Annotated in this window: 18 protein-coding genes and 1 tRNA gene; 9 read left to right on the top strand and 10 right to left on the bottom strand. The window is 60.3% G+C overall.

Annotated features, from left to right (window positions below; genetic code table 11):
• Positions 1–107 precede the first annotated feature (107 nt).
• Positions 108–184, top strand: a tRNA-Met gene (locus MRY75_RS04865).
• A 231-nt stretch (positions 185–415) separates the two neighbouring features.
• Entirely contained in the window at positions 416–2,050 is a 1,635-nt protein-coding gene (locus MRY75_RS04870) for an iron ABC transporter permease (RefSeq protein WP_292306037.1), read from the top strand.
• A 31-nt stretch (positions 2,051–2,081) separates the two neighbouring features.
• Here MRY75_RS04870 and MRY75_RS04875 read toward each other — a convergent pair whose 3' ends face one another.
• The 3 genes from MRY75_RS04875 to MRY75_RS04885 all read right to left on the bottom strand — a co-directional run bounded on the left by MRY75_RS04875 (position 2,082) and on the right by MRY75_RS04885 (position 7,280).
• A complete protein-coding gene (locus MRY75_RS04875) occupies positions 2,082–3,107 on the bottom strand; it encodes an extracellular solute-binding protein (protein WP_292306020.1) in 1,026 nt (341 codons plus the stop codon).
• Between the two features lie 133 nt (positions 3,108–3,240).
• Positions 3,241–5,460, bottom strand: a complete 2,220-nt coding sequence (locus MRY75_RS04880; protein WP_292306021.1) for a DUF4214 domain-containing protein — start codon at positions 5,458–5,460, stop codon at positions 3,241–3,243.
• 446 nt (positions 5,461–5,906) lie between these two features.
• Complete coding sequence (locus tag MRY75_RS04885) at positions 5,907–7,280, bottom strand: aspartate aminotransferase family protein (protein WP_292306022.1); 1,374 nt, start codon at positions 7,278–7,280, stop codon at positions 5,907–5,909.
• A gap of 155 nt (positions 7,281–7,435) precedes the next feature.
• Between MRY75_RS04885 and MRY75_RS04890 the strand changes: the two genes are divergently transcribed.
• From MRY75_RS04890 to MRY75_RS04900, 3 genes are read left to right on the top strand one after another with little or no spacing between them, the layout of a single operon-like run.
• Positions 7,436–8,620 (top strand): M24 family metallopeptidase, encoded by a 1,185-nt coding sequence (locus tag MRY75_RS04890; protein WP_292306023.1) that lies wholly within the window; start codon positions 7,436–7,438, stop codon positions 8,618–8,620.
• An 18-nt stretch (positions 8,621–8,638) separates the two neighbouring features.
• Positions 8,639–9,799, top strand: a complete 1,161-nt coding sequence (gene argE, locus MRY75_RS04895; RefSeq protein WP_292306024.1) for an acetylornithine deacetylase — start codon at positions 8,639–8,641, stop codon at positions 9,797–9,799.
• Positions 9,792–10,472 carry a GntR family transcriptional regulator gene (locus MRY75_RS04900; RefSeq protein ID WP_292306025.1) on the top strand — a complete coding sequence of 227 codons (681 nt, stop codon included), beginning with the start codon at positions 9,792–9,794 and terminating at the stop codon, positions 10,470–10,472. The genes argE and MRY75_RS04900 overlap by 8 nt, the downstream gene beginning before the upstream one ends.
• A 146-nt stretch (positions 10,473–10,618) precedes the next feature.
• On the opposite strand, the gene MRY75_RS04905 is transcribed toward MRY75_RS04900, so the two are convergent.
• The 6 genes from MRY75_RS04905 to MRY75_RS04930 all read right to left on the bottom strand — a co-directional run bounded on the left by MRY75_RS04905 (position 10,619) and on the right by MRY75_RS04930 (position 16,745).
• Complete coding sequence (locus MRY75_RS04905) at positions 10,619–11,653, bottom strand: AbrB family transcriptional regulator (RefSeq protein WP_292306026.1); 1,035 nt, start codon at positions 11,651–11,653, stop codon at positions 10,619–10,621.
• Positions 11,640–12,419 (bottom strand): citryl-CoA lyase, encoded by a 780-nt coding sequence (locus tag MRY75_RS04910; protein ID WP_292306027.1) that lies wholly within the window; start codon positions 12,417–12,419, stop codon positions 11,640–11,642. Before MRY75_RS04910 ends, MRY75_RS04905 begins: the two co-directional genes overlap by 14 nt.
• A complete protein-coding gene (locus MRY75_RS04915; protein WP_292306028.1) occupies positions 12,416–13,624 on the bottom strand; it encodes a CoA transferase in 1,209 nt (402 codons plus the stop codon). Before MRY75_RS04915 ends, MRY75_RS04910 begins: the two co-directional genes overlap by 4 nt.
• A complete protein-coding gene (locus MRY75_RS04920) occupies positions 13,614–15,137 on the bottom strand; it encodes a tripartite tricarboxylate transporter permease (protein ID WP_292306029.1) in 1,524 nt (507 codons plus the stop codon). Before MRY75_RS04920 ends, MRY75_RS04915 begins: the two co-directional genes overlap by 11 nt.
• 12 nt (positions 15,138–15,149) lie before the next feature.
• The gene (locus MRY75_RS04925; RefSeq protein WP_292306030.1) at positions 15,150–15,641 is read right to left on the bottom strand and encodes a tripartite tricarboxylate transporter TctB family protein; all 492 of its coding nucleotides are present in this window, start codon (positions 15,639–15,641) and stop codon (positions 15,150–15,152) included.
• 117 nt (positions 15,642–15,758) lie between these two features.
• The gene (locus tag MRY75_RS04930; protein ID WP_292306031.1) at positions 15,759–16,745 is read right to left on the bottom strand and encodes a tripartite tricarboxylate transporter substrate-binding protein; all 987 of its coding nucleotides are present in this window, start codon (positions 16,743–16,745) and stop codon (positions 15,759–15,761) included.
• A 105-nt stretch (positions 16,746–16,850) separates the two neighbouring features.
• Here MRY75_RS04930 and MRY75_RS04935 point away from each other — a divergent pair, with 105 nt between their 5' ends.
• The 4 genes from MRY75_RS04935 (at position 16,851) to MRY75_RS04950 (ending at position 21,778) form a co-directional block, all read left to right on the top strand.
• Positions 16,851–17,519: a response regulator transcription factor gene (locus MRY75_RS04935; protein ID WP_292306032.1), complete on the top strand. Its 669-nt coding sequence runs from the start codon at positions 16,851–16,853 to the stop codon at positions 17,517–17,519.
• Positions 17,516–18,889: a sensor histidine kinase gene (locus tag MRY75_RS04940; protein WP_292306033.1), complete on the top strand. Its 1,374-nt coding sequence runs from the start codon at positions 17,516–17,518 to the stop codon at positions 18,887–18,889. Before MRY75_RS04935 ends, MRY75_RS04940 begins: the two co-directional genes overlap by 4 nt.
• Positions 18,859–19,884, top strand: coding sequence for an extracellular solute-binding protein (locus MRY75_RS04945; protein ID WP_292306034.1), 1,026 nt, complete (start codon positions 18,859–18,861; stop codon positions 19,882–19,884). The genes MRY75_RS04940 and MRY75_RS04945 overlap by 31 nt, the downstream gene beginning before the upstream one ends.
• Positions 19,885–20,014: 130 nt before the next feature.
• Positions 20,015–21,778, top strand: a complete 1,764-nt coding sequence (locus MRY75_RS04950) for a sugar phosphorylase (protein ID WP_292306035.1) — start codon at positions 20,015–20,017, stop codon at positions 21,776–21,778.
• On the opposite strand, the gene MRY75_RS04955 is transcribed toward MRY75_RS04950, so the two are convergent.
• Entirely contained in the window at positions 21,772–22,992 is a 1,221-nt protein-coding gene (locus tag MRY75_RS04955) for a glycosyl transferase (RefSeq protein WP_292306036.1), read from the bottom strand. The genes MRY75_RS04950 and MRY75_RS04955 overlap by 7 nt on opposite strands.
• Positions 22,993–23,192 lie beyond the last annotated feature (200 nt).

Genomic DNA, 23,192 nt, shown 5'->3' on the forward strand with positions numbered 1-23,192 from the left:
CGCGCCAATGGTACTGCGTCTCAAGACGTGGGAGAGTAGGTCACCGCCAAACCTAGTAAGCTCAAGGGAAAAAGATCGAGTATCTCTCTAAGACGATTCTGAAGTGTCGCGGGGTGGAGCAGCCCGGTAGCTCGTCAGGCTCATAACCTGAAGGTCGTAGGTTCAAATCCTACCCCCGCAACCAACTTCCAAAATACTCACAAAAATCGATAAAGGTCTGGTACAGCGCGCGACGTAGGACGATTGGCCTGTTTGCCGAAGCGTTGCATGAATCCGATTTCGTTCCGCGGCCGGCGATGCTAAGAGCATGGCATTCCTGAGTGATCCTATCGGAAATCGGGATGGGCCCGTAGCATCGCAAGACATCGACATGGCAGACACGACACTCAGCCTCAAGCACACTTCAGCGTCATGGATGGGACGCATCGCCTGGATTGTCGCCGGTTTGGCTGCGGCGATCTGCATCTTGCCGCATGTGAGCGTGTTGATTGCGGCGTTTCTGGGGTCCACGGACACGTTGCAATCTCTGGCGGAAACCGTGCTCGGACGCTACACGCGTGCGACTCTTGTCCTGCTGGTGTTGGTGGTCGTCTTCAGCACCATCCTTGGAACCATCACCGCATGGTTGATCACAACGACAGAGTTCAAGGGACGGCGGATTCTGGAAATCGCCTTGGTTCTGCCCTTGGCCTTTCCGGCCTATGTGCTCGCCTATGCCTATACCCATGTGCTGGATCACCCGGGTATCGTGCAATCGAGTTTGCGTGCCGTTACGGGCTGGGGTCCACGTGACTACTGGTTCCCGGAAATCCGGTCACTGGGGGGCGCGGCGACGATGCTGACGCTGGTTCTTTATCCGTATGTCTACCTGCTGGCGCGGGCAGCGTTCGCGTCGCAAAGTGCGACCACGTTCTATGCCGCGCAATCCCTGGGACAGTCGCGCCTCGGGGCGTTTTGGCGGGTCTCGCTGCCAATGGCGCGACCAGCGATTGCCTCGGGCGCGATGCTGGTCGGGATGGAGACCATCGCGGATTTCGGAACTGTTTCCTATTTCGGTGTCCAGACATTCGCAGTGGGCATCTATTCCAGTTGGTTCAGCTTTGCGGATCGGGCTGCGGCCGCACAATTATCGCTGGGACTTCTGGCGTTCGCTTTGCTTCTGGCCATTCTCGAGCGGATCAATCGGGGTGAAGCGCGCTATGCATTCGGGCGAAAATTCGAGCCGATGCCCCGGGTTGTCCTGACTGGCGGAAAGGCGACAGTGGCGATGGTCACCTGTTTTCTTCCCGCATTCTTTGGCTGTGTTCTTCCCGTTGTCATGTTGAGCGAAATGGCCTTTGGATCAGAGCAGGATCTGTTGAGTCCCCGCTATCTCCAGTTTGCCCAGAATTCGGTGACACTGGGTGTCTGCGCGGCGGTGATCACCGTGGCGGTGGCCCTGCTGTTCGGCAGCCTTGCGCGCAGCCGGGAGTCGTGGTTCGCCAAACTGGTGCTGTATATCGGGCGCCTGGGATACGCGGTGCCGGGTGGGGTGATCGCAGTGGGCCTTCTTGTGCCCTTCGCGCTCTTCGACAACGCGCTTGATGCCTATATGCGCGAAACATTCGGTATTTCGACCGGGTTGCTGTTCACAGGCTCGATCTGGCTCTTGGTCTGTGCCTACATGATCCGCTTTCTGGCTGCGGCCATCGGTGCTTACGAAGGCGGTGTCGCCGTGATCAACCCCAACATGGATGCGGCAGCCCGCGTGCTTGGGCAAAGCGAATGGGGATTGCTGCGGCGCGTGCACTTTCCGCTTCTTCGTCCAAGCCTGTTTACGGCGCTGCTCATCGTCTTTGTCGACGTCATGAAGGAACTTCCCGCGACGCTGATCATGCGACCGTTCAACTTCGATACGCTTGCGGTTCAGGCGCATCGCCTTGCAGCCGATGAGCGGCTTGAGGGGGCCGCCGTTCCGAGTCTTGTGATCGTCGCTATTGGAACGCTGCCTGTGATCCTGCTGTGCCGCAGGATCAGAAACGAACAGGGGCATACAAAAGAGGGCGCCTAAGCGCCCTCCAAGGTTCCGAATGTGGACAAGATCACTTCCAGCCGACCTCGTTGAAGATCTGCTGCGCGGTCGACAGGTTCTGTGCCACTTCCGAAAGGTCGACATCGTCCGGACGGAACATGCCCAATGCCGCGACGGAGGCCGACAGGCCAACACCGGGCACGGCCGGATATTCATCATTGCCAGCCGAGAAATACTGCTGTGCCTGATCGGACGACAGGTACTCAAGGAACTTGATCGCATTCTCGCGGTTCGGTGCATGGGCTGCGACACCGCCACCTGACAGGTTCATATGCGCGCCTTCGGCATTCTGAGCCGGGAAGATCCAGCCGATATCTGCGCGGTCGGCTTCGGACAGGCCATCAACCTCGGTGCGCAGAGCGCGCGCGAAGTAATATGTGTTCGAAATCGAGATATCGCACTCACCTGACACGAGGCCGCGCAGTTGATCGGTATCACCACCTTGCGGGTCCCGCGCGAAGTTGTCGACGACGCCTTGAGCCCATGTCTTCGCGGCCTCTTCGCCATGGTTCTCGATGACGGCGCTCAGCAGCGTCTGCGAATAGACGTTGGTTGAGGACCGATGACAGACCAGACCTTTGTACTGCGGATCGGCCAAAGAGAGGTAATCCGTCGGCGGGTTCGGGACATCATTCTTGTCGTAGAAGATGATCCGTGCGCGCTGGCTGAAGCCGAACCACTGGTTGTCGTCATCCTGCAAGCTGTCGGGAATGCGCGCTTCAAGGACATCGCTTTCGATCGACTGCAGAACGCCGGCTGCCTTCGCACGTTCAAGGCGGGATGTATCAACGGTGAGGAGGATGTCTGCCGGTGAATTTGCACCCTCGGCCTGCATGCGGGCGATGAGTTCGTCGGCATTACCTTCGATCCGGTTGATCGTGATGCCGGTTGCATCGGTGAAATCGGAATAGAGCCGTTCGTCGGTGTCGTAATGACGTGAGGAATAGAGGTTCACCTCGCTCTGAGCCATTGCGGCTGTTCCCAGTGTTGTGCTGGCGAGAAGGGCCAAGGTGGAAGTTGTCCAAAGGACTCGCATGAGACTCTCCTGATCTGCGAATTTCTTACTGAAAGAGTCAGTTACATGATTCCATGCGGCGTTCAACACATTCCGAGTAAAATTGTCGGAAATTTTTCTGCCGGCAGATGGTCTGAACCAGGCGCGAACCCTGTCAGAGGATATCGGAAGCTGGGAACACTCCAATCAACGGCATCAGGAAAGACCCGGTCATTGGATCCGACGCCGTGGCATAAAGTGTGTCGATCAGATCCGTTGCTGCGTCAAAGGATCGGTCCGTGCCATCGAACATACCCATCACCTGTGCAGCGGCCAAAGGATCGATCATGCCATGGTCCAGGGCGAAGTGGGCGCCAAGCTCGGTCTTGAGATCGAGGTATCTTTGGTCTTCGGACTGACGGTCGACAAGGCGACTGTCGGTGGACGGCGGCAGATCGGCCTTCACCCCTGCCAGTAGTTCAAGGATGAACCCGCCCCGGCTCACCGCTCCCGAGTCAAGAACGGCCTCCCAGAAAAGAAGCCCGTCCAGATCCGGTGCACGGCCCAGAACGTTCTGATACGTTCCGGAGATGAAATGAAACGTGCTTTGGTCCTCGGGATAGAGCGCACGGGTCTCGTCCTGATCAAAGAAGAAATCTGCGATCTCTTCCATCGTCAGGCCATTCGCAAAGGCTGTCGCCCAATAGCCCAGACCAACCGCGTCCGGGGCGCGATCAAAATAGGCGATATACATTTCGATCAGGCTGTCGAGGCTCGCAGCGTCAAGGTCCCCGTGACCCGCATAGAGGCGCAGATCCATCTGTCCGCCGAATGTCGTGTCAGGCTGTTCAAAGCGGATCAGTTCGACATTGTCGAGAATGATCGCGTGCATACCTTCCGCCGAACGGTCCGTCAGATGCAGTTCGCCCGCCCTCACCTCGACGGTATACTGTGCGGCGATGCTCGGCAGAAGGACCGTGTCGACCCCTGCCAGTCCATCGATGTGATCAAGGCCCGGTGTTATGCTCAGAATGTCGTCGAACGGTGTCCCCAACAGTGTTTGTCCGGGGGAGGACGTTTCCTGATCGGACAGAATGGCGCGTGCCGTCCCATCGGGCGCACCATCGGCGCGTGTGCTGGGAGCTTCGGTTTCGGTCAGTTCAAGATGATCGGCCGTCAGCGGTGTGCCCGACTGCGACCGGTGGAAGATATCGACGGTCGTGCCATCCTCGAAGGTGATCCGAGAGACATTGCCGAATGGTTTTGAAACGGCCGCGAGTGCCTCGTTTGTTGATGCGAACCCGCTGTCCACCAGTCTGATCCTGTCGAGACCCGGATCGAAATCCGACAGCCGATTGCGGCCATCGCCTGCCATGATGACGAAGGTATCCCGCCCGCCATGGCCGAAATACACATCTGCACCCGGGCCGCCGCGCAATTCGTCATCACCCGCGCCGCCGTCAAGATAGTCGTCGCCGTTCCCCCCCAGCAGCGTGTCATCCCCCTCTTGTCCGAAGAGTTCGTCCCGGCCCGTGTTGCCGCTCAGATGATCATTTCCCTCGGCCCCCTGAAGAGAGTCGTTCCCGCCCAGCCCATCGATCACATCGTCGGATGCCGTTCCAAACACACGTTCCGCATCGACGGTCGCAAGGGACGGTGTGCTGCCCTGCCTGTCGAAGCCGTCGATGTCGTAGCCGATATCGGCAAGAAGGGCCTTGTCATAGTCGCTCAGCAGGACACGAGAACCGTTTGTCAGGATGGGGTCGAGCGCGACACTGTCGCCGGCGAACCCGTCTTCGACATGTGAATGATCGTCTTCGATCGGAATCGGCTGCCCATCGTTGACTCGCGTTGCATTGGGCCCGGTGAACTGGTGGTCGATGATCCACCGATCGAAGGCACTGGACGTGCCGATCCCAAGAATATGACCGATCTCGTGAATGGCCACCGAGAGGAAATCGCTATGTCCGCTTTCTGGACCGTCGAGGTCGAATGACCAGCGCGCATTCGTGTTGAACGCAATTGTACCAGCCCACGGCTCGAAATCCGTGACAGGCCCCAAGCCGCGGAAATCCGGTGAAATGCGCGTGGCGTAGATGTCTCCCGTCAGCGCGCCGCCGTCTGGCCCGGCAAGGGCCAAGGTCGAGCTTCCGAAGTCGCGCGCACCGACAAAAACGAGGATGTCATCGATGGGCTGGTCAAGCGTGACGGTTTCGACAAATCCCGTCGTCGGATTCCGGATGTCGAGTTGTGTCCCGGCCGGGATGTCGGCGAACTCGTCCTGGATGATCGCTTCCCATTGGTCTGCCGCCGCCTCCAGCGCCAGCCGTCGACCCGGATCGTCAAAAAAGCCCAGGCTGTCGAACCGGTAATCGAAGCGCAGCGTGAACGCCATCCGCGGAACCCCTTTGCTCAAGACACAAGACGCTCGGCCAGCCTCAGCAGCGACAAAGCTGAAGAAGCAGACCGCCCGGACAGCCTTGCTGGGAAGTTCGGCGATTTGATGATCGCAATGGGGCGATAAGGCTCTAAAATCGCGAGGATTTTTGGAAAACTATTTGGACTTGGCCGTGTTGCCCGACGCCCGCTGCGTTTGTGCGGGACGGTTTTGGACGGGTTGGGGCAGAGGGTTCGGGCTGTGCATCCGGCGTTCTGTGCAAGGACGGCCTGAGTTTCGGCTTTGGGATCAACTACTGAACTTACGCTGAGAAATCGCTCGAAGCCATCGCGTCTCAGGCGCTCACGATACCGGGTCCGGCCGTGGCCTCGTCAGTACCTGAACGTCGCCGCGCTGGTTTTGGATGATGGGGCCTACGGAAGGCCCCATCATGTTCTCTGTGCTCAGCCGAGCACAGTCTTGACCGCACGAATGGTGCCGTCAACGATCTGGTCGGCCTCGCTGTGGGACAGGCAGAAGGGCGGCGCAAAACCAAGAATATCGCCCTGCGGCATGGCGCGGGCGATGATCTTGTCCTGTTCCAGCAGCTTGGCCGAGATCTGCGGGCCGATCTTTGCGGACGGGTCAAAGAACACGCGATCCGCTTTGTCCTTAACAAATTCCACCGCACAAATCATGCCGTCGCCCCGGACTTCTCCGACATGCGGGTGGTCCGCCAGGGCATTGCGCATCGTGGCGTTCAGGTAGGCACCGACATCGCCCGCATTTGCGATCAGGTTCAGGTCATCAAGAAGCTTGAGATTGGCCACGCCTGCAGCCGCTCCGATGGGATGGGCGGAATAGGTCCAGCCGTGCCCGATGGGTCCATTCTCGTCTGTGCCGCGTTCAAGCACGCTCCAGACCTTGTCGGACACGATGGACCCCGACAGCGGCGCATAGGCCGAAGTCAGGCCCTTTGCGATGGTGATGATGTCCGGTTTGATCCCGTAGTGTTCAGAGCCGAACATCGTGCCCAGACGACCGAACCCCGTTACGACCTCGTCCGCGATCAGGAGGATGTCGTGCTTGTCCAGAACCTCTTGGATTGCGGCCCAGTACCCGGCAGGGGGTGGAACGATGCCACCGGTGCCAAGCATCGGCTCGCCTATGAAAGCGGCGATCGTGTCAGCGCCTTCGCGCGCGATCAGTGCTTCGAGGTCGGCCGCACATTGTGCAACGAACTCCGCCTCGGTTTGATCAAGGTTTTCCCGGCGATAGTAATAGGGCGCCGTTGTATGGATCACCTGTTCGACCGGCAGATCGAATTTCTTGTGAAAAAGCTCAAGCCCGGTCAGCGAACCGGTCACGAGTCCCGATCCGTGATACCCGCGCCAGCGCGAGATGATCTTTTTCTTCTGCGGCCGACCCAGAATGTTGTTGTAGTACCAGACCAGCTTGACGTTGGTTTCGTTCGCGTCGGACCCTCCCAGCCCGAAATAGACCTTGGACATGTGATCCGGCGCCCGGTCGAGGATCATCTTGGCCAGAGTAATCGACGCCTCTGTCCCGTGCCCGACATAGGAGTGGTAATAGGCCAGTTCCCGGGCCTGTTCTGCGATCGCCTCGGCAATTTCCTGGCGTCCGTATCCGACATTGACGCAGTATAGTCCGGCAAAGGCATCGAGAAGGCGGTTGCCGTCCCGGTCTTCGATGAACACACCCGATGCGGTCTTGATCACCCGGTTCGGGCTTTCACCGCGCGCGTGTTGGGCCAGATGGGTCGAGGGATGGAAGAAATTATCTCGATCCCACTGATCAAGTTGGTCATTCCGCAGCATGTCGTTTTCCAGTCATTAAAGGTGACAATTTGTTGTGCACATCAGTCAATGATTCCCGATCATGTCAAGAAATCAGGCTCTGATTCTGTGCGCTATTCGACGTCTTATCCGCCGAGTTGTGTACATCCTACGAAAAATTTGGCTGAGGACCAACCATGCCCAAGGGAAATGCCCCTTTTAGTCAGACAGAATATGATCGCCGGATCGCTTTGACCCGGACCGCCATGATCGAAGCCGGGTTGGATGCCCTGTTCGTTACCGATCCCTCAAATCAGGCATGGCTCACGGGATACGATGGCTGGTCCTTCTACGTCCACCAGGGCGTGCTGCTTCGGATGGAAGGGGAGCCGATCTGGTGGGGCCGTTTCATGGACTCGATCGGGGCGCAGCGCACCTGCTGGATGTCCGAAGACAACATCTTCGGGTATGCCGACAGCTATGTGCAATCCACCGTTCGCCATCCGATGCAGGAGCTTGCGGGTCGGATCAAGGACATGGGTCTGGGTGCCGCGCGTATCGGCGTCGAGATGGAGAATTACTACTACTCCGCAAAGGCCCATGACGTGCTTGTCACCGAGCTCCCCGAGGCCACGATTTCCGACGCCACCGCAATGGTGAACTGGCAGCGCCTTGTGAAGTCGCACGAGGAAATCGCTTTCATCCGCAAGGCGGCGCGGATCTCGGAGCGGGTGATCGAAACCGCCATCGACCGCGCGGCGCCCGGTGTCCGCAAGAACGACGTAGTTGCCGACATCATGCATGCCGGGATCACCGGGGTGGATGATATCTGGGGCGATTACCCTGCCATCGTTCCGCTGACACCATCCGGGCTTGACGCAACGGCCGCACATCTGACGTGGAATGGCGATCCGATGCGTGAAGGCGAGGCGACCTTCTTCGAGCTTTCGGGCTGTTATCGTCGCTATCACGCGCCCCTCTGCCGGACCGTGTTCCTCGGAACGCCGCCGAAAGAGATGCTGGATGCCGAAGCGGCACAGATCGAAGGCATTGAGGCCGCTCTTGACGCCGCGCGTGCCGGAAACCGCACCAGTGACATTGCGCAGGCGCTGGTCAATGTGCTCCAGAAACACGGCATTTATCGCGAAGGGCGCTGTGGCTATCCCATCGGGCTGAGCTATCCTCCGGATTGGGGCGAGCGGACAGCGTCGATCCGGGTCGAAGACGAAACCATCCTTCAACCCGGCATGACCTTCCATTTCATGCCGGCGCTCTGGATGGACACCTGGGGGCTCGAAACCACGGAAACCATCCTGATTACGGACAGTGGCCCTGCGGAAGCCCTGTGCACGATCGAGCGCAAGCTGTTCGTGAAATCCTGACCGAAAGGAGTGTTGGCGGTGGAGTACCTGCAGCGCACGACCGAGATTCTGGGTGACTTGATTGCCTATCCGACCATTTCGGCGGACAGCAATTTCGACATGATCCTGCATATGGCCGGTCTGTTGGAAGAGTCTGGCGCCCGATGCGAGGTTCTGTCATCGCCCTGCGGCACCAAAGCCAACCTCTTTGCCACCCTCGGGCCGGATCGCAATGGCGGACTCCTTCTGTCCGGTCACAGCGACGTGGTGCCTGTGGCCGATCAGGCCTGGACCCGCGATCCGTTCCGCATGGATGCCGAGGACGGACGGCTTTACGGGCGGGGCACGTGCGACATGAAGGGGTTCATTGCGGCAACGCTGGCGATGGCCCCGCATTTCGCGGAACGGGTGCGGGACAGGCCGATCCATTTCGCCTTCACCTATGACGAGGAAGTGGGCTGCCTCGGGGCGCGCCATCTGGCCGAAACCCTGACTGAGCGCGGCATCACACCGGGCATTGCCATCATTGGCGAACCCACCGAGATGCGGATCATTGACGGTCACAAGGGCTGCAACGAATACACGACGCATTTCAACGGGTTGGCGGGCCACGGGTCTTTGCCGGATCACGGCGTGAATGCGGTTGAATACGCGGTCCGCTATGTAAACCACCTGCTTGGACTCAAGGATGCCCTGCGCAGCCGGGCCCCCGCAAACTCGCCATTTGACCCGCCTTGGACCACGGTCAACGTGGGCGCCGTTGTGGGGGGCGTGGCGCATAACGTCATAGCACCGTCAGCGCGTGTCGATTGGGAGATGCGCCCGGTCCAACCCGGCGACGCGGAATTCGTCAAGCAGAGCCTGCAGACATATTGCGAGACCGAGCTTCTTCCGCGCATGCGCGCCGTGCATCCGGGCGCCTTCATCACCACCGATGTCATAGGTGAAGTGGTGGGCCTGATCCCGACCGATGAAAACGAGGCACGTCGGATCGTCGCGGAGCTGACCGGGGCGAACAGTTGCGATGTCGTGGCCTTCGGGACCGAAGCGGGCCTGTTCCAGGCAATGGGTACGGATGTGGTGGTCTGTGGCCCCGGCTCGATCGAACAGGCGCACAAGGCGGATGAGTTCATCGCGGTGGAACAGCTGTCGCAATGCCTTGGCATGTTGGAGCGGCTTGGAGAAAGGCTTGATGGCTGAGGGCGCGCCCGACGCCGGTTTGACGGTCAAGGATCGCCACGCGTTGATGCATGACGCGCTGCGTCAGCGCATCTGCCTGCTCGACTATCCGCCGGGAACCCAGCTTTCCGAGATTACGCTGGCCAAGGAATTCGGAACCAGCCGCACGCCGATGCGCCGTGTGCTTGCCCGGCTTGAGGAAGAAGGGCTGGTGCAATCGGTTCACGGTGTGGGAACCCTCGTTACGGACGCCAATCTGACCGAACTTGAACAGGCCTACAGGCTTCGGATCGAACTCACGGCACTGACCGGAACGCTTGATCCGGTTGTGCCGGATGCGACGTTCATGGCGCGTCTGGACGACCTGATCGCGCGGTCATCGGCGATGGCGCATTCGGGGACGCCGCGCAGTTTCACCGAACTCGATATGGACGTGTTTCAGACCCTGCTCGAGCTTACTGCAAACGAACCACTTCGACAGGTTCTCGAACGGTTGTACTACCAGACCAAGCGCATCTGGCTGGTGCGCGCAATCAAGGCGCAACTGGATTTGCAGGACGAGTACGACATCTTCCGGCATGAACTCGAAGCAATCCGCATCGCCTTGCGTTCCGGTGATCTGAACGCGGTTGCTCAAATCCAGCGGGCGCATATCTCGATGAGCCTGAACCGGCTGTTGCACCAACGGGATTGACCTCGCAAAGCATGCACGAACGGTCGGGTCTTCAGGGGCCGTGTTAACTCTAACCTGCTCACCAAACAGTTCGCCCTGACCAGAGTTCGGTCTTCTTGTGACCGTTGGTGATGCTTCCCCGGGACGAGCCCGTCGAAGCTCGCATTTTACTTGTGCCGATATCGGATTGCGAAGATTGGCAACAGCAGGCCGAGTACTGTCAGTCGAAACACATGATGGGCCGCAACCAAAGCGGGCTCCAATCCTGTTTCGATGGCCAGGGCGGCCATGACCTCGACTCCTCCGGGGGCGAAAGCCAGAAACAGGGCCGCAGGCGGCATCCCGATCAACAAGGCCGCCAGATAGGCCCCGACTGCCGCTATGACGCAGCCCGCCACCGTGCTGAAAAGCCCCGCCAGAAATGCGGTTTTCAGGAGTGATCGGTCTACACCGCCGAACCGGGAGCCGATCAGCGATCCCATGGAAATGAACGCGGCCAACGTGAGCCATTCCGGTGCAACGCCTTTGACGATGCCGCTGCCATGGCTGATGGCCGATACGGCCATGGCCCCGATCAACAGGGGCGCAGGCACCTGGAGTCGCTTGAGCACCAAGCCGACGGCAAGCGCCAGCACCAGCACGGCGACAAGCTCTGGTGCGGAACTGGTGATCTGACCGGCAAACACCGCCGTACCGGACACGCCCCACAGCGAAATCAGAACCGGAACCAGCAGCGTCAGCAGGAAGACCCGAACCGTCTGTACCAACACGACCTGCGGCACATCTGCTTTCATGTCCGCAGCCAGTCCAAGCGTAAAGGTCAGATGGCCGGGTGCGGAGGACAGGAATGCTGTGACGCGGCTGTGGTGAAAGAGCACTCTCAGTCCGAAGGGCACAACGAACATGATCACGATCAGGGTCACGGTCAGGATCATCAGAGACAGCGGCCAAGTCAGGGCCGCACCGATCACCTCTGGTGTCACCGTGCTTCCGATTTGCGCGCCGATGACGATGAAGATGATGTCGCAAAGACGCAGCGGGATGTCCGTGCGCAGGCCCAGCAAAGTCGCGGCAGCAACGGCGGTTGCGGGCCCGGTGACTGGGGCAGCCGGAAACCCTATCAGATGAAACAGGGCCGCACCAACGGCCCCGATCAGAAGTGTTGGAATGACCGGCGGCACCCGCCCCTCAATCGCCGTCATATGTCCATCTGTAGGCAGGTGGGGTGGGGCCCTTGTTGCGGCCGCCTTGCTCCGTTTGCTCCCAGGCGTGGGCCAGGATCCCGACGGTGCGCGACAGGCCGAAAAAACCGCGCGCCAGCGGAGCGGGACAGCCGAGTTCGGCATAGATCACGGCGGTTGCCCCGTCGATGTTCATCGGAACGGGCTTGCCCCGCTCTTCAGCCAGACGAGCCTGGATCGCACGACCGATATCGGCATAGACGCCCGACACGGCGCCGGTCCGTGCGGCGTCGTCCACAAGGCCCAACAAACGAGGTGCGCGCGGATCGACAGGTTTGTGAAACCGATGTCCGAAGCCGGGAATGAAGCGCCCATGCTGCGCGCGCCATGCATCGAGGCAGGGCACGAGGTTCTCGAGTCCGGCGGTCTCGATGATGCGGTACAGGCCAACGGCTTGTTCTCCGGCACCGCCATGGACGTCGCCCAGCATGTTCAGCCCCGTTGCCATCGCGGATTGCAGGCCGATCCCGCAGGTCGACGCCATGCGCGCCGCAGCGATGGACGGGGCTTGAGGACCATGATCGACGGCAGAGACGAGCGCTGCCTCAAAAAGGTCGGCGCGTGGTCCTGTGATCTTTTCACCGACAACCATCAGCCAGATCATTTGGGCAAAGCCGGTGGTGCCGATCAGCTCCTGTACCGGTGTGCCGCGAAGATCGATGCGGCCCGGTTCCATGTCGATGATCTTGGTGCGCCACCAATCGGCAACGTCAGTCTGACCGGTCAAATCACGCCCTCCTTGCGCAGCGTGTCTATAGTGTCGACGCTGTAGCCCAGACTGTCCAGAATGCGCGATGCGTCCTGCCCCAATCCCGGAGGTGGCGTCGCGACAGTGGGGCGGCGTCCATTGAGCAATGCGCCAACGGACACGATGTCGACGGGGCGGTCGACATGCGGTACGGCATCGAATCTTTCGACGAAATCACGACCGGCGATCTGCGGATGCGCCAACGCTTCGGGCACGGTCAGAACAGCCCCGGCAGGCACCCCGATCGCGTTCAATTCTTCGGCCCAGTCCGCTGCTGGACGGGTGGTCAGGACGGTCTCCAGCTCTGCCCTGAGACGCAAGCGGTTCGCCTTGCGATCCTCCCGCGTGAGGTAGGCGGGAGCGCTCAGCAGGTCATCGCGGCCCAGATGGCGCGCAAGGGCGGTCCACTGTTCATCCTTGTTGGCCGCGATGTTGATCAGGCCGTCTGCACATTGGAACGCGCCAGAAGGTGCAGAGGTGGGGTTTTCATTGCCTTGAGGGCTGGGGGCAACGCCACCGACCAGATGGTTGGACACAACCCATCCCATCGTTGCCATCATGGACTCCAGCATCGAGACGTCAATGAATGTGCCCCTTGGTTCTGCCTGCAGTGCGGCACAGATCATCATTGCCGCGGTCAGGCCGCCAATCGTGTCCGCAAGCGGATAGCCCACACGAAGCGGTGCGCTGTCGGCATCGCCGGTGATCGACATCACGCCCGAGACGCCCTGGATGATCTGGTCATAGGCGGGGCGGTCGGCCCAGGGGCCGGTCTGTCCGAAGCCGGAAATCGCGCAGTAGATCAGACCGGGATTGACCTCTTTCAACCTGTCATACCCCACTCCCAAACGATCCATCACGCCGGGGCGGTAATTCTCGACCAGCACATCTGCCTCGGCGATAAGCCGCTTCAGGATCTCCTTGCCGCGCGGGTCCTTGAGATTGAGCGTCAGCGAGGCCTTCCCGGCATTCTGCGCGAGAAAGCTGATGCCCATGCCCCTGGCGGACAGCTCCGGATCAGAGCCGAGATTGCGGGCAAGATCACCTTTGCCCACCGCTTCGACCTTGATCACCTCTGCGCCTAGATGAACCAGTTGGTGGCAGGCAAACGGACCTGCCAGAACGTTTGTCAGATCAAGAACCCGGACCCCTTTGAGGGGTCCGGTCTGTTTCTCAGTCGCCATCTGCCACACCTTCGGCCCGCTTGCGCGCCCGGTAGCCACGATAGCTTGGCAACACAACCAGGATCACGGCGAGCACCAGAAGGCCCAGTGTCATCGGGCGTTCGAGGATGAAGTCGAAGCCACGATAGAGCTGCATCGCGCGGGCAAAGTTGTTCTCGAGCATGGTGCCCAGAATGAACCCGATCAGAAGTGGCGCAAGCGGGAAATCCGCGAAGCGCAGGATTGTGGCCACCACGCCGAAGCCGACGAGGATCAGAAGTTCCGTCGAATTGTTCTGGCCCAGATAGCTGCCCATCAGCGTGAAGAACAGGATGAACGGGATCAGGAAGGTGCGCGGGATCGTCAGGATCTTGGCGATGTAGGGGATCAGCGGCAGGTTCAGAATGAGCAGAACCAGGTTACCCACATACATCGAGATGATGACGGCCCAGAACACCTCGGGCGTGTCCGTCATCAGGCGAGGGCCGGGCGTCACGTTCAATGCCAGCAACGCGCCCAGCAGGATCGCCGTGGTCCCTGAGCCGGGAATGCCCAGCGTCAGCAAAGGCACGAACGATCCGGTACAGGCCGCGTTATTCGCGGTTTCCGGCGCAGCCAGCCCCTTGATCGAGCCCTTGCCGAATTCCTCCTGCTCTGCGCCCTTGGCGATGTTGCGTTCGACCGCATAACCAAGGAACGACGCGATGGTGGCACCTGCCCCGGGCAGAACCCCGATGAAAAAGCCCTGAAGAGACTGGCGTCCGATCACCGGCGCAATCGTCCGCGCTTCGTCACGGGTGATCCGCATGTTGGTGATCTTGCCGCTTTCGTCTTCCGACCCTGTGGCCGCACGCGCCGGGTTCATCACGAGGAACAGCGCTTCGGGCAGGGCGAACATCGCCATCGCCAGCGTGATGAAGGAAAAGCCCGATTGCAGGTCCATCATCCCGAAGGTGAAGCGCGGCATGTTCGACAAGGCACCTTCCCCGACTGTTCCAAGCATCAGCCCGAGAATGGTCATCATCAGCGCCTTGGCCACTTGGCCTGTCCCGGCAAAAGCCGCAATCGCCGACAGGCCGACCACCATCAGCGCGAAATACTCTGCCGAATGGAACAGCAGCGCGACTGTCGAAAGCGCCGGAGCGAAGATCATCAAGAGGATTGCGCCGATGGTGCCACCCGCAAAGCTGGCGATGGCCGCGATGGTGAGCGCCTTGCCAGCCTGTCCCTTGCGCGCCATCGGATAGCCGTCAAAGCTGGTCGCGACCGTACCCGCGACCCCCGGCGCGTTGAGCAGGATCGACGAGGTCGATCCCCCGAAGATGGCGCCGTAATAGACCCCGGACAACAGGATCAGGGCCGCGGTCGGATCACCGATGCCGATGGCGACGGGAATCATGATCGCAATGATGGACATCGGCCCAAGGCCCGGCAGCATGCCGATCAGCGTGCCGATCACGCAGCCCATGACAACCATGATGAGGTTGAATGGGGTGACGGCCGCGGACAGGCCGATGAGAATGCCTTCAATCATGTCTGTGCCCCCTTACATCAACATGCCGGGCCAGGGGCGCAGGAAAATTCCAAGCACCTCCTGGACCAGATACCAGATCGACCCGGCCGCGATGACGGCAACGGGGATGAGGATGTGAAACCTGCGTTCACCGAGAATGACCGCTCCGAGAACCAGAAACGCCACGGTCGAGCCGACAAACCCAAGAGGGCGCAGCGTCAGGGCATAGGCGACCATGAGGACAAGCAGCGCGATGGCCTGACCGATGTGGTAGTCGCCCAGCCGGCTCAGGTCGATGGCACCGTCCTTGGCAGGCGCACCGGCGATCGGAGGTTTCGACGTGAAGAGCACGATCAGCCCGATGACAATTCCCAGAACGGTCAGGATTTTCGGGAAAGTCGATGGCCAGACCGGGTTTCGCTGCAAGATCGGCGGCAGTTGGTCGTCCATGGTGAAAAAGGCGGCGTAGCCGTAAACGCAACACAAGGCGATGAAGGCCAAAGCGATCCAACGATCGAGCGCCATGTCTCAACCCTCCAAGTTGTTTTGGTGAAGTCATATGGGGCGGATGCCCGATGCCGGTTGATCGGGGTCAGGCATCCGCCGGAAAAAAGGCGCGGCCCGATTGGACCGCGACAGAGGTCAGAGGAAACCGAGGTCCCGCATCAGATCGCCGATCTGCTTTTCCTGGTTCTCCAGGAAGGTCTTGAACTCGTCACCCGGACGGAAAATGTTGACCAGACCCATGCGCGCGCGGACTTCTTCCCACTCGGGGGTTTCCATCATCGCGGCCAGCATGTCCTGATAGGCGGTGAGTTGCTCTTCCGGCAGGCCAGGCGCTGCAAAGAAACCGCGCCAGTTGACGAACTGCGCGTCGATGCCCTGCTCGGCAAAGGTCGGAGCGTCCTGGAATGCGGGCACGCGCTCTGGCGCTGTCACGCCGAGGATGCGCACTTCGCCCTGCTCGGCCAGTGCCACAGCTTCTGAAAAGCCGGTCGACAGTGCGTCGATTTCGCCGGACAGCAGACCCGCCATGGCTTCGCCGCCTGCGTCATAGCCGATATAGTTGAATGCGGTCGGGTCTTCGCCTGCCGCCTGCATGACGATGGCAGCAACGAGGTGATCCATGCCGCCCGGAACAGAACCGCCGCCGATGGCGAAATCCGCCGCGTTTTCGCGGTAGGACGCCAGCGCGTCTTCCATCGAGTTGATCGGGCTGTCGGTTGTCACAACCAGAGCCGCATAGTCACCGACGGTGCCTGCGACCAGAGTGAGGTCGCGGAAGCTCTGCGCGATCTCGCCGGTCAGGGCTCGAATGACGATGGGGGTCGAGTTGACCATGAGCGTGCCATGACTGCTGGCCGCGTTCTCGATCAGGTTGCCGATGGCCACACCGCCACCGCCGCCCGACATGTTTTCATATGTCGCCGTTCCAACCAGCCCGGAATTCACCAGTGCTTCGCCGGTTCCCCGTGCGGTGCCGTCCCAGCCGCCGCCTGCGCCACCCGGAATCAGAAAGTGGACCGATTCCATTTTCTGGTGCCCGCCGGCATACGCGATGCCAGAGACGGCAACAGTTGCAGTGGCCGCAGCAATAAGCGCACGGCGTGACCACTCAAGAGTGTTCATTGGTTATCCTCCCATTTGACAGGCGGTCCTCTCCCGCCCATGGTCATACATCAACCACAGAAAGCTGACAGAAGCCTGACACGGGGGCCACGAGGGAGTAACTGGGTGCGCTATCTTCTGGTCGAGGACAACACCGAACTTGCGGATGCCGTTGTCAGTCGTCTGGCGCTGGATGGTCATGCTGTCGATCATGCGGCAAGCCTTGCCGAGGCTGAAGACTGTCTTGCGGTTGCGCAATACGATCTCATTCTGCTGGACGTGATGCTGCCGGACGGAGACGGGCGCGACTTTCTGGCCCGCAGCCGTGCGCATCTTGAAACGCCCGTGATCGTGCTGACGGCGCGCTCTCAGGTTTCGGACAGGGTCGGTGCGCTCGATCAAGGAGCGGACGACTACATCACCAAACCGTTCGACTTTTCCGAGCTCGAGGCGCGTTGCCGGGCTGTTCTGCGTCGCAGAGGCGGTGAGGCCCGCAACGAGATTCAACTGGGCAGCGCCGTTTTTGACCCCCTGTCAGGCACGCTGCGAAACGGCTCCGAGTCGATCGACCTGCGCAACCGCGAGATCCGACTTCTTGAGGTGTTTGCCCGTCATAAGGGGCAGATCCTGTCCAAGAGCCAGTTGATGGACCGGCTGTTTTCCTATGATGCCGAAGTCACGGAAAACGCCATCGAGGTCTATGTCGGGCGTTTGCGCCGGAGGATCGACGGGATGGGTGTGCGCATCGAAACGGTGCGCGGTCTGGGCTACCGGATGGAGACCGGCGACGCGTGACGGGCACAGGCTCCATCGGTCGCAGACTGACCCTGCTTCTGGCTGGTGTTGCGGCGCTTTTGTCCGTGCTCAGTTGGTGGATGGTCACCGGGCTGGCCCGTCAGGCCGCGGAACGCACTCAGGACAACGTGCTGGCTGCGTCAGTGACGACGATTGCCGAAACTCTGCGCAGCGAACAGGGCGAGGTGCGGCTTGAATTGCCCTATTCCGCCTTTTCGATGCTGGGTGCCATAAGTGAGGATCGGGTGTTCTATCGGGTGTCCACGGGCGACACTGTTCTGACCGGATATGATGACCTGCCGGTCCCCACGGAAGTGGCGGTGTCGGGTGGGCGTGTCCTCTTCGATACCGGCGAATACAGCGGCGAGGAAATCAGAATGGCCACGGTATCGCGCCTTGTTCTGGCGGGAACGCAACCGGTGCCCGTGACCGTCACCGTTGCGCAGACACGAGGTGGCGTTGCGTCGATTTCGGCCGAGCTGTCACAACTCGCTGCATTCCTGTCTGTCGCGTTTTTCCTTGTTGCCGTGACATTGTCGGCCTTTGCAGCGCGCACCTCGCTGAAACCTCTGAACGACATCGCCGCTGCGGTGTCCCGGCGCGGGCCGTCAGACCTTCGGCCCTTGCGTCGGGCCGCACCGACAGAACTTGCGCCGCTGATGACATCGCTCAACCGTTTGATGGACCGTCTGGGCCAATCCATCCGCAGCGCAGAAGACTTCATCGCCGAAGCGGCGCATCGCATTCGCACACCACTGGCAACGGTCCGTGCGCAGGCTGAAATCGCTCTGCGCTCGGCCAGGGATGATGAGCAGAAACAAAGATTGCGTCAGATGATCCGGGCCGTCGATGAAAGCTCGCGCTCTGCGGGGCAATTGCTGGATCATGCCACAGTGATCTATCGCTCGGATGATCTGATGCGGTCCCCCGTCAAGCTGTCGGACCTTGTCGGCCAGGCCGTGGCCGGGTTGGAACCGACCGCGGCCATGAAGGACATCGGTTTGCATGTGGACATGATCCCGGTTCAGGTTGAGGTCGATCCTGTCCTGATGGAAAACGCACTGCGAAATGTCTTGGACAACGCGATCAAATATTCGCCCCCGGACACCGTCGTGACGATCACGGCCAGCGAAGCGCAGGGTGAGGTCCGGATTGCGGTCAGCGATCAGGGGCCCGGTCTGGGCGACGGGCCCGTCGATCTGTTGACCCACCGTTTTCAGCGCGGCAGCAACACGCAAGGCATTGTCGGCTCCGGTCTTGGGCTGACCATTGCCAAGGACGTGTTGGTCGCTCATGGCGGACGGCTGGAACTGGAAAGCCTTCAGGGAAGGAACGGAACATGCGCCACGCTTGTCTTGCCATCCTCTTGAGCTGTTTTGCCTCGCTTGTTCAGGCGCTTGAGATCGAGGATCACCGCCTTTTTGCGGGCACGGGCGATCGTGTGCTGCGGGTGATCTCCACCGCCGATCTGGAAGTGTTTGAGCCCTATCTGCGCGCGTTTCAATCCAGCCAGCCATCCTTGACCATCGACTATACCGTTGTCTCCTCGACCGAGTTGCACAAGGCGGTCAGAGAGGGCGCTGCCTTTGATCTTGCCTTGTCGTCCGCCATGGATTTGCAATTCCAGCTGGCAAACGACGGCTTTGCGCAAAGCCACCAGTCAGAAGCGACCGCGGCGTTGCCGGACTGGGCCCGTTGGCGGGATTTGATCTTCGCCTTCACCGCCGAGCCAGCCGTCGTTGTCCTGTCCACGCAACGGTTCGACGGATTGAAGTTGCCAACGACCCGACAGGAGCTGGTGACTTTGCTGCGTGAATATCCGGAACGGTTCGAGGGTGCGGTTGGCACCTATGACGTTCGGGACAGTGGGCTGGGCTACCTTTTCGCCACACAGGAAGCGCGCTCGACCGACGCCTATTGGCGTCTGTCCGAAGTGATGGGCCGACTTAACCCGCAGCTTTACTGCTGTTCCGGTCAGATGATCGACGATGTCGCGCAGGGGCGCCTCGCGCTCGCCTACAACGTTCTGGGCAGCTATGCGGCCGAACGGCTGGCTCGGGATTCCGGCGGGCAGGTGCAGATCCTCGGGATGGAGGATTTTACCAATGTCATTCTGCGGACCGCGATCATCCCCAGCCAGGCCCGGGAAACCGCTGCCGCAGGCGCTCTGATCGACATGTTGGCGCGGCTTGGGCAAAGGGAAACACCCGACGATTGGCCTTTGCCGCCGTTGGGCCAGACCGGTGCCGACAGTCTGGTCGGGTTCGGTCCAATCCGGCTGGGGCCGGCGCTGATGGTGTATCTCGACCCTTTGAACCGGCGGGCTTTCCTCACGGAATGGGAAAACGCGTTGGAGCAGCGATAGCCCACGTGCGGTCCTCTACGCTGGGTCCGAGATGCCCGATCCCGATGAAGTTTTCGGCATTCGGGACTGTTTGCCCGATTCAGGGGCGTAAACATTTGAAAACACGCAGGGGCCGTGGTTCATTTTGGCAATGGCACAGGACAGTTTGACGAGGGACCAGACTCCGGCGCTCAGTCGGGCGCTTGCTGCTAAGGCAAGCGAGATCTATCCCGACTATGATGCTGATATTCTGGCATCGAAGGTGATCGACGCCTTCTGGCCCGAAGGCACGCATCGCCGGAAACGCGCGCGCAAACCGGGCAATGCGCTCTGGTCCCAGCGGGATGCGCTGCTGATCACCTATGGCAATTCAATTGTTGACGGGGTGCATAAGCCGCTTGATCTGCTCAACGACTTCCTGCGCCGCTATCTCAAGGGCGTGGTGGATGGGGTGCACATCCTGCCCTTCTTTCCCTTCACGTCGGATGACGGGTTCGCGGTCACGGATTACATGGCGGTCAACCCGCAACTTGGCGATTGGCCGGACATCAACCGCATCGCTTCGGACTTCAAGCTGATGTCCGATCTCGTGCTCAACCATGTGTCAAGCCAAGGCACGTGGTTCAATGCCTATCGTCAGGGACAGGCCCCCTACGACCGCTTCTTCTTCGAGGCTGATCCGACGGACGATCTGAGCATGGTTGTCCGGCCCCGCACGACGCCGCTTCTGCAGGAGGTCGAGACCAAGACCGGACCGCGCCATGTCTGGTGCACCTTCAGCCACGATCAGATCGACCTCGATTTCCGCAATCCCGAAGTGTTGCTGGAGTTCCTGCGGATCATTCGCACCCATATCGACAACGGGGTTCAGATCATTCGGTTGGATGCCGTTGCGTTCCTTTGGAAAGAGGTCGGATCACCGTCGATCCACCTGCCGCAGACCCATGCGATCGTCAAACTGATCCGGTTGCTCTGTGACTATGCCATCGAGCCGATAGTTCTCCTGACTGAAACAAATGTCCCCAAGGCCGAGAACCTGAGCTATTTCGGCAGGCGGGACGAAGCGCATGTCATTTACAATTTTCCGCTGCCGCCACTGATCCTGCATGCGCTTTTGTCGGGTAACGCACGCAACCTCGATACATGGCAAAGATCAATGCCGCCCGCGCCTCTGGGCTGTGCATATCTCAACTTCACGGCCAGCCACGACGGCATCGGCATGCGTCCTGCCGAGGGACTTTTGTCGTCGGACGATCAGGCCGCGATGATCGACGCAGTGCGCGCAGCCGGTGGTCTGGTGTCGATGCGCGCGTTGCCGGGCGGGGGTGAGGCACCCTACGAGTTGAACACCACGTTCTTTGCCGCATTGGCGCAAACCTTCGATGGCCCGGACGATCACCATCTTGAGCGGTTCCTTTGTTCACAGACCATCGTGATGTCGCTCGAGGGCATACCGGCCTTCTACATCCATTCCATGCTGGCCACTCCGAACGACATCGAAGCTGTCGAGCGGCGCGGCATGAATCGCGCGATCAACCGCCACAGATGGGACTACGACGCGCTGCAGCGACACCTGTCAGACGACAGCTCGGTTCACGCACAAGTCCTTGCGGGGCTAACGCGGCGTTTGAAAATCCGCCAGCGGCAAGCGGCGTTCCACCCCAACGCCACGCAGTTCACCGTCACCACCGGCGATGCCCGCGTGTTCGGGATCTGGCGGCAGAGCCTTGATCGGCAGCAGTCGATCTTCGCGCTGCACAATGTCAGCAAGGACACCGTGACCGTTCCGGTCAGCACGCTGAATATCATCGCGGATGAAGACTGGCGCGATCTTTTGTCAGGCGAGATCATACCCGAGGACGACATCGCGCTTGCGCCCTACCAGTGTCGCTGGATCAGCAACGCGGGTCACTGATATTCCTGTGCGTCCGCTGCGACGGTGGCCTGCATGTCTCGCAGGAATTCCGGATCGGCGGCATGGACGCGGTTCCATGTCGCGATAAAGGGCGTTTCGTGCGGGTTGTCGAGAAAGGTCTGCCCGGCCCGCATGATGTTCTCGGCAAAGAGTTCGATGGAGGCTTCCTCGGCATGGCGATCCACCGACAGGCCGTTCATCTGGGCATCGCTGTAATACGCATCAAGAAGATCCAGCGCGCTGCGATAATAGGTGGCCTTCAGCGTTCGGAACACGTTTGTCGTGAAGATCGTGCCATCGGCGGCGAGCTTGCGGAAGATCGCCTTGCAGATATCGGTCGACATGCGGTTGAGCCCGGTCGCCGCGTCCTCGGGGCTGAGCGCCTGATGCTTGTGGTCATAGGCATCCGCAATCTCGACCTGACAGACGGCCTTGGGCGCGAGGTTGCGCCAGGCTTCGGACAGGACCCCGATTTCGAGCCCCCAATCCGAGGGGATGCGCAAGTCCGGCAGGATGTTGGTCCGCATCGCGAATTCACCCGACAGCGGATAGCGAAAGCTGCGCAGGTAATCGAGGTAGTCCCGATCCCCGACCACCCGCTTCAATGCGATCAGAAGCGGGCTGACAAGAAGTCGGGTCACGCGCCCGTTCAGCTTTTCGCCACCAATGCGCGCATAATAGCCCTTGGCGACCTGGTAGGGAAAGGTGGGGTTCGCCACGGGATAGATCAGCCGCGCAAGCAATTCGTTGGTGTAGGTCAGGATATCGCAGTCGTGAATGGCCATGACCGCGCTGTCCTGACATCCGATCAGATAACCTATTGATGTCCAGACATTCTTCCCCTTACCTTGCTCGGCCGGGGACAGTCCCATTTGCTCCAGCCGGTTCGCAAGTGCCAGCATGCGCGGGCTGTCGTTCCAGATCACGATATGGTTCTGGTTCAGCCCTTCGAAGAACTGCTTGGCGTGGCGGAACTGGGACTCATCCGCGCGATCCAGCCCGACGATCACACGGTGGAGATACGTCACACGCGACAACTCGGACAGGATGTTGGGCATCGCATCGGTTTCGAGCTCGGAATAAAGGCAGGGCAGGATCAACGACATCTTCCGTGTCTGTGCGAAGGTCTCGAGCTCATAGGTCATTTCGGCCAGTGAACGGGTTCGCAGATTGTGCAGAGTCGCGATGTTTCCGTTCTGATGAAAATCAACCATGGATCGGGTATCCTTGCGCAGGGAAGAAAGTATCCAGAAAATCGTTGACCGCACTGTTCCAGCCGACGGGTCCGGCTTCTGCGGTTCGCGTGATGCGGCCCTCGACCTCATACCACAGGCGATGACGTCTGACTCATCTGGGATGTTTGGGCTTCCCGATGCGCCGTTGATCTGATTCCATGGTGGGCAAAGGAGTTTCC

Source organism: Marivita sp. (assembly GCF_022763305.1).
In the GTDB taxonomy this organism is placed as follows: Bacteria; Pseudomonadota; Alphaproteobacteria; order Rhodobacterales; family Rhodobacteraceae; genus Marivita.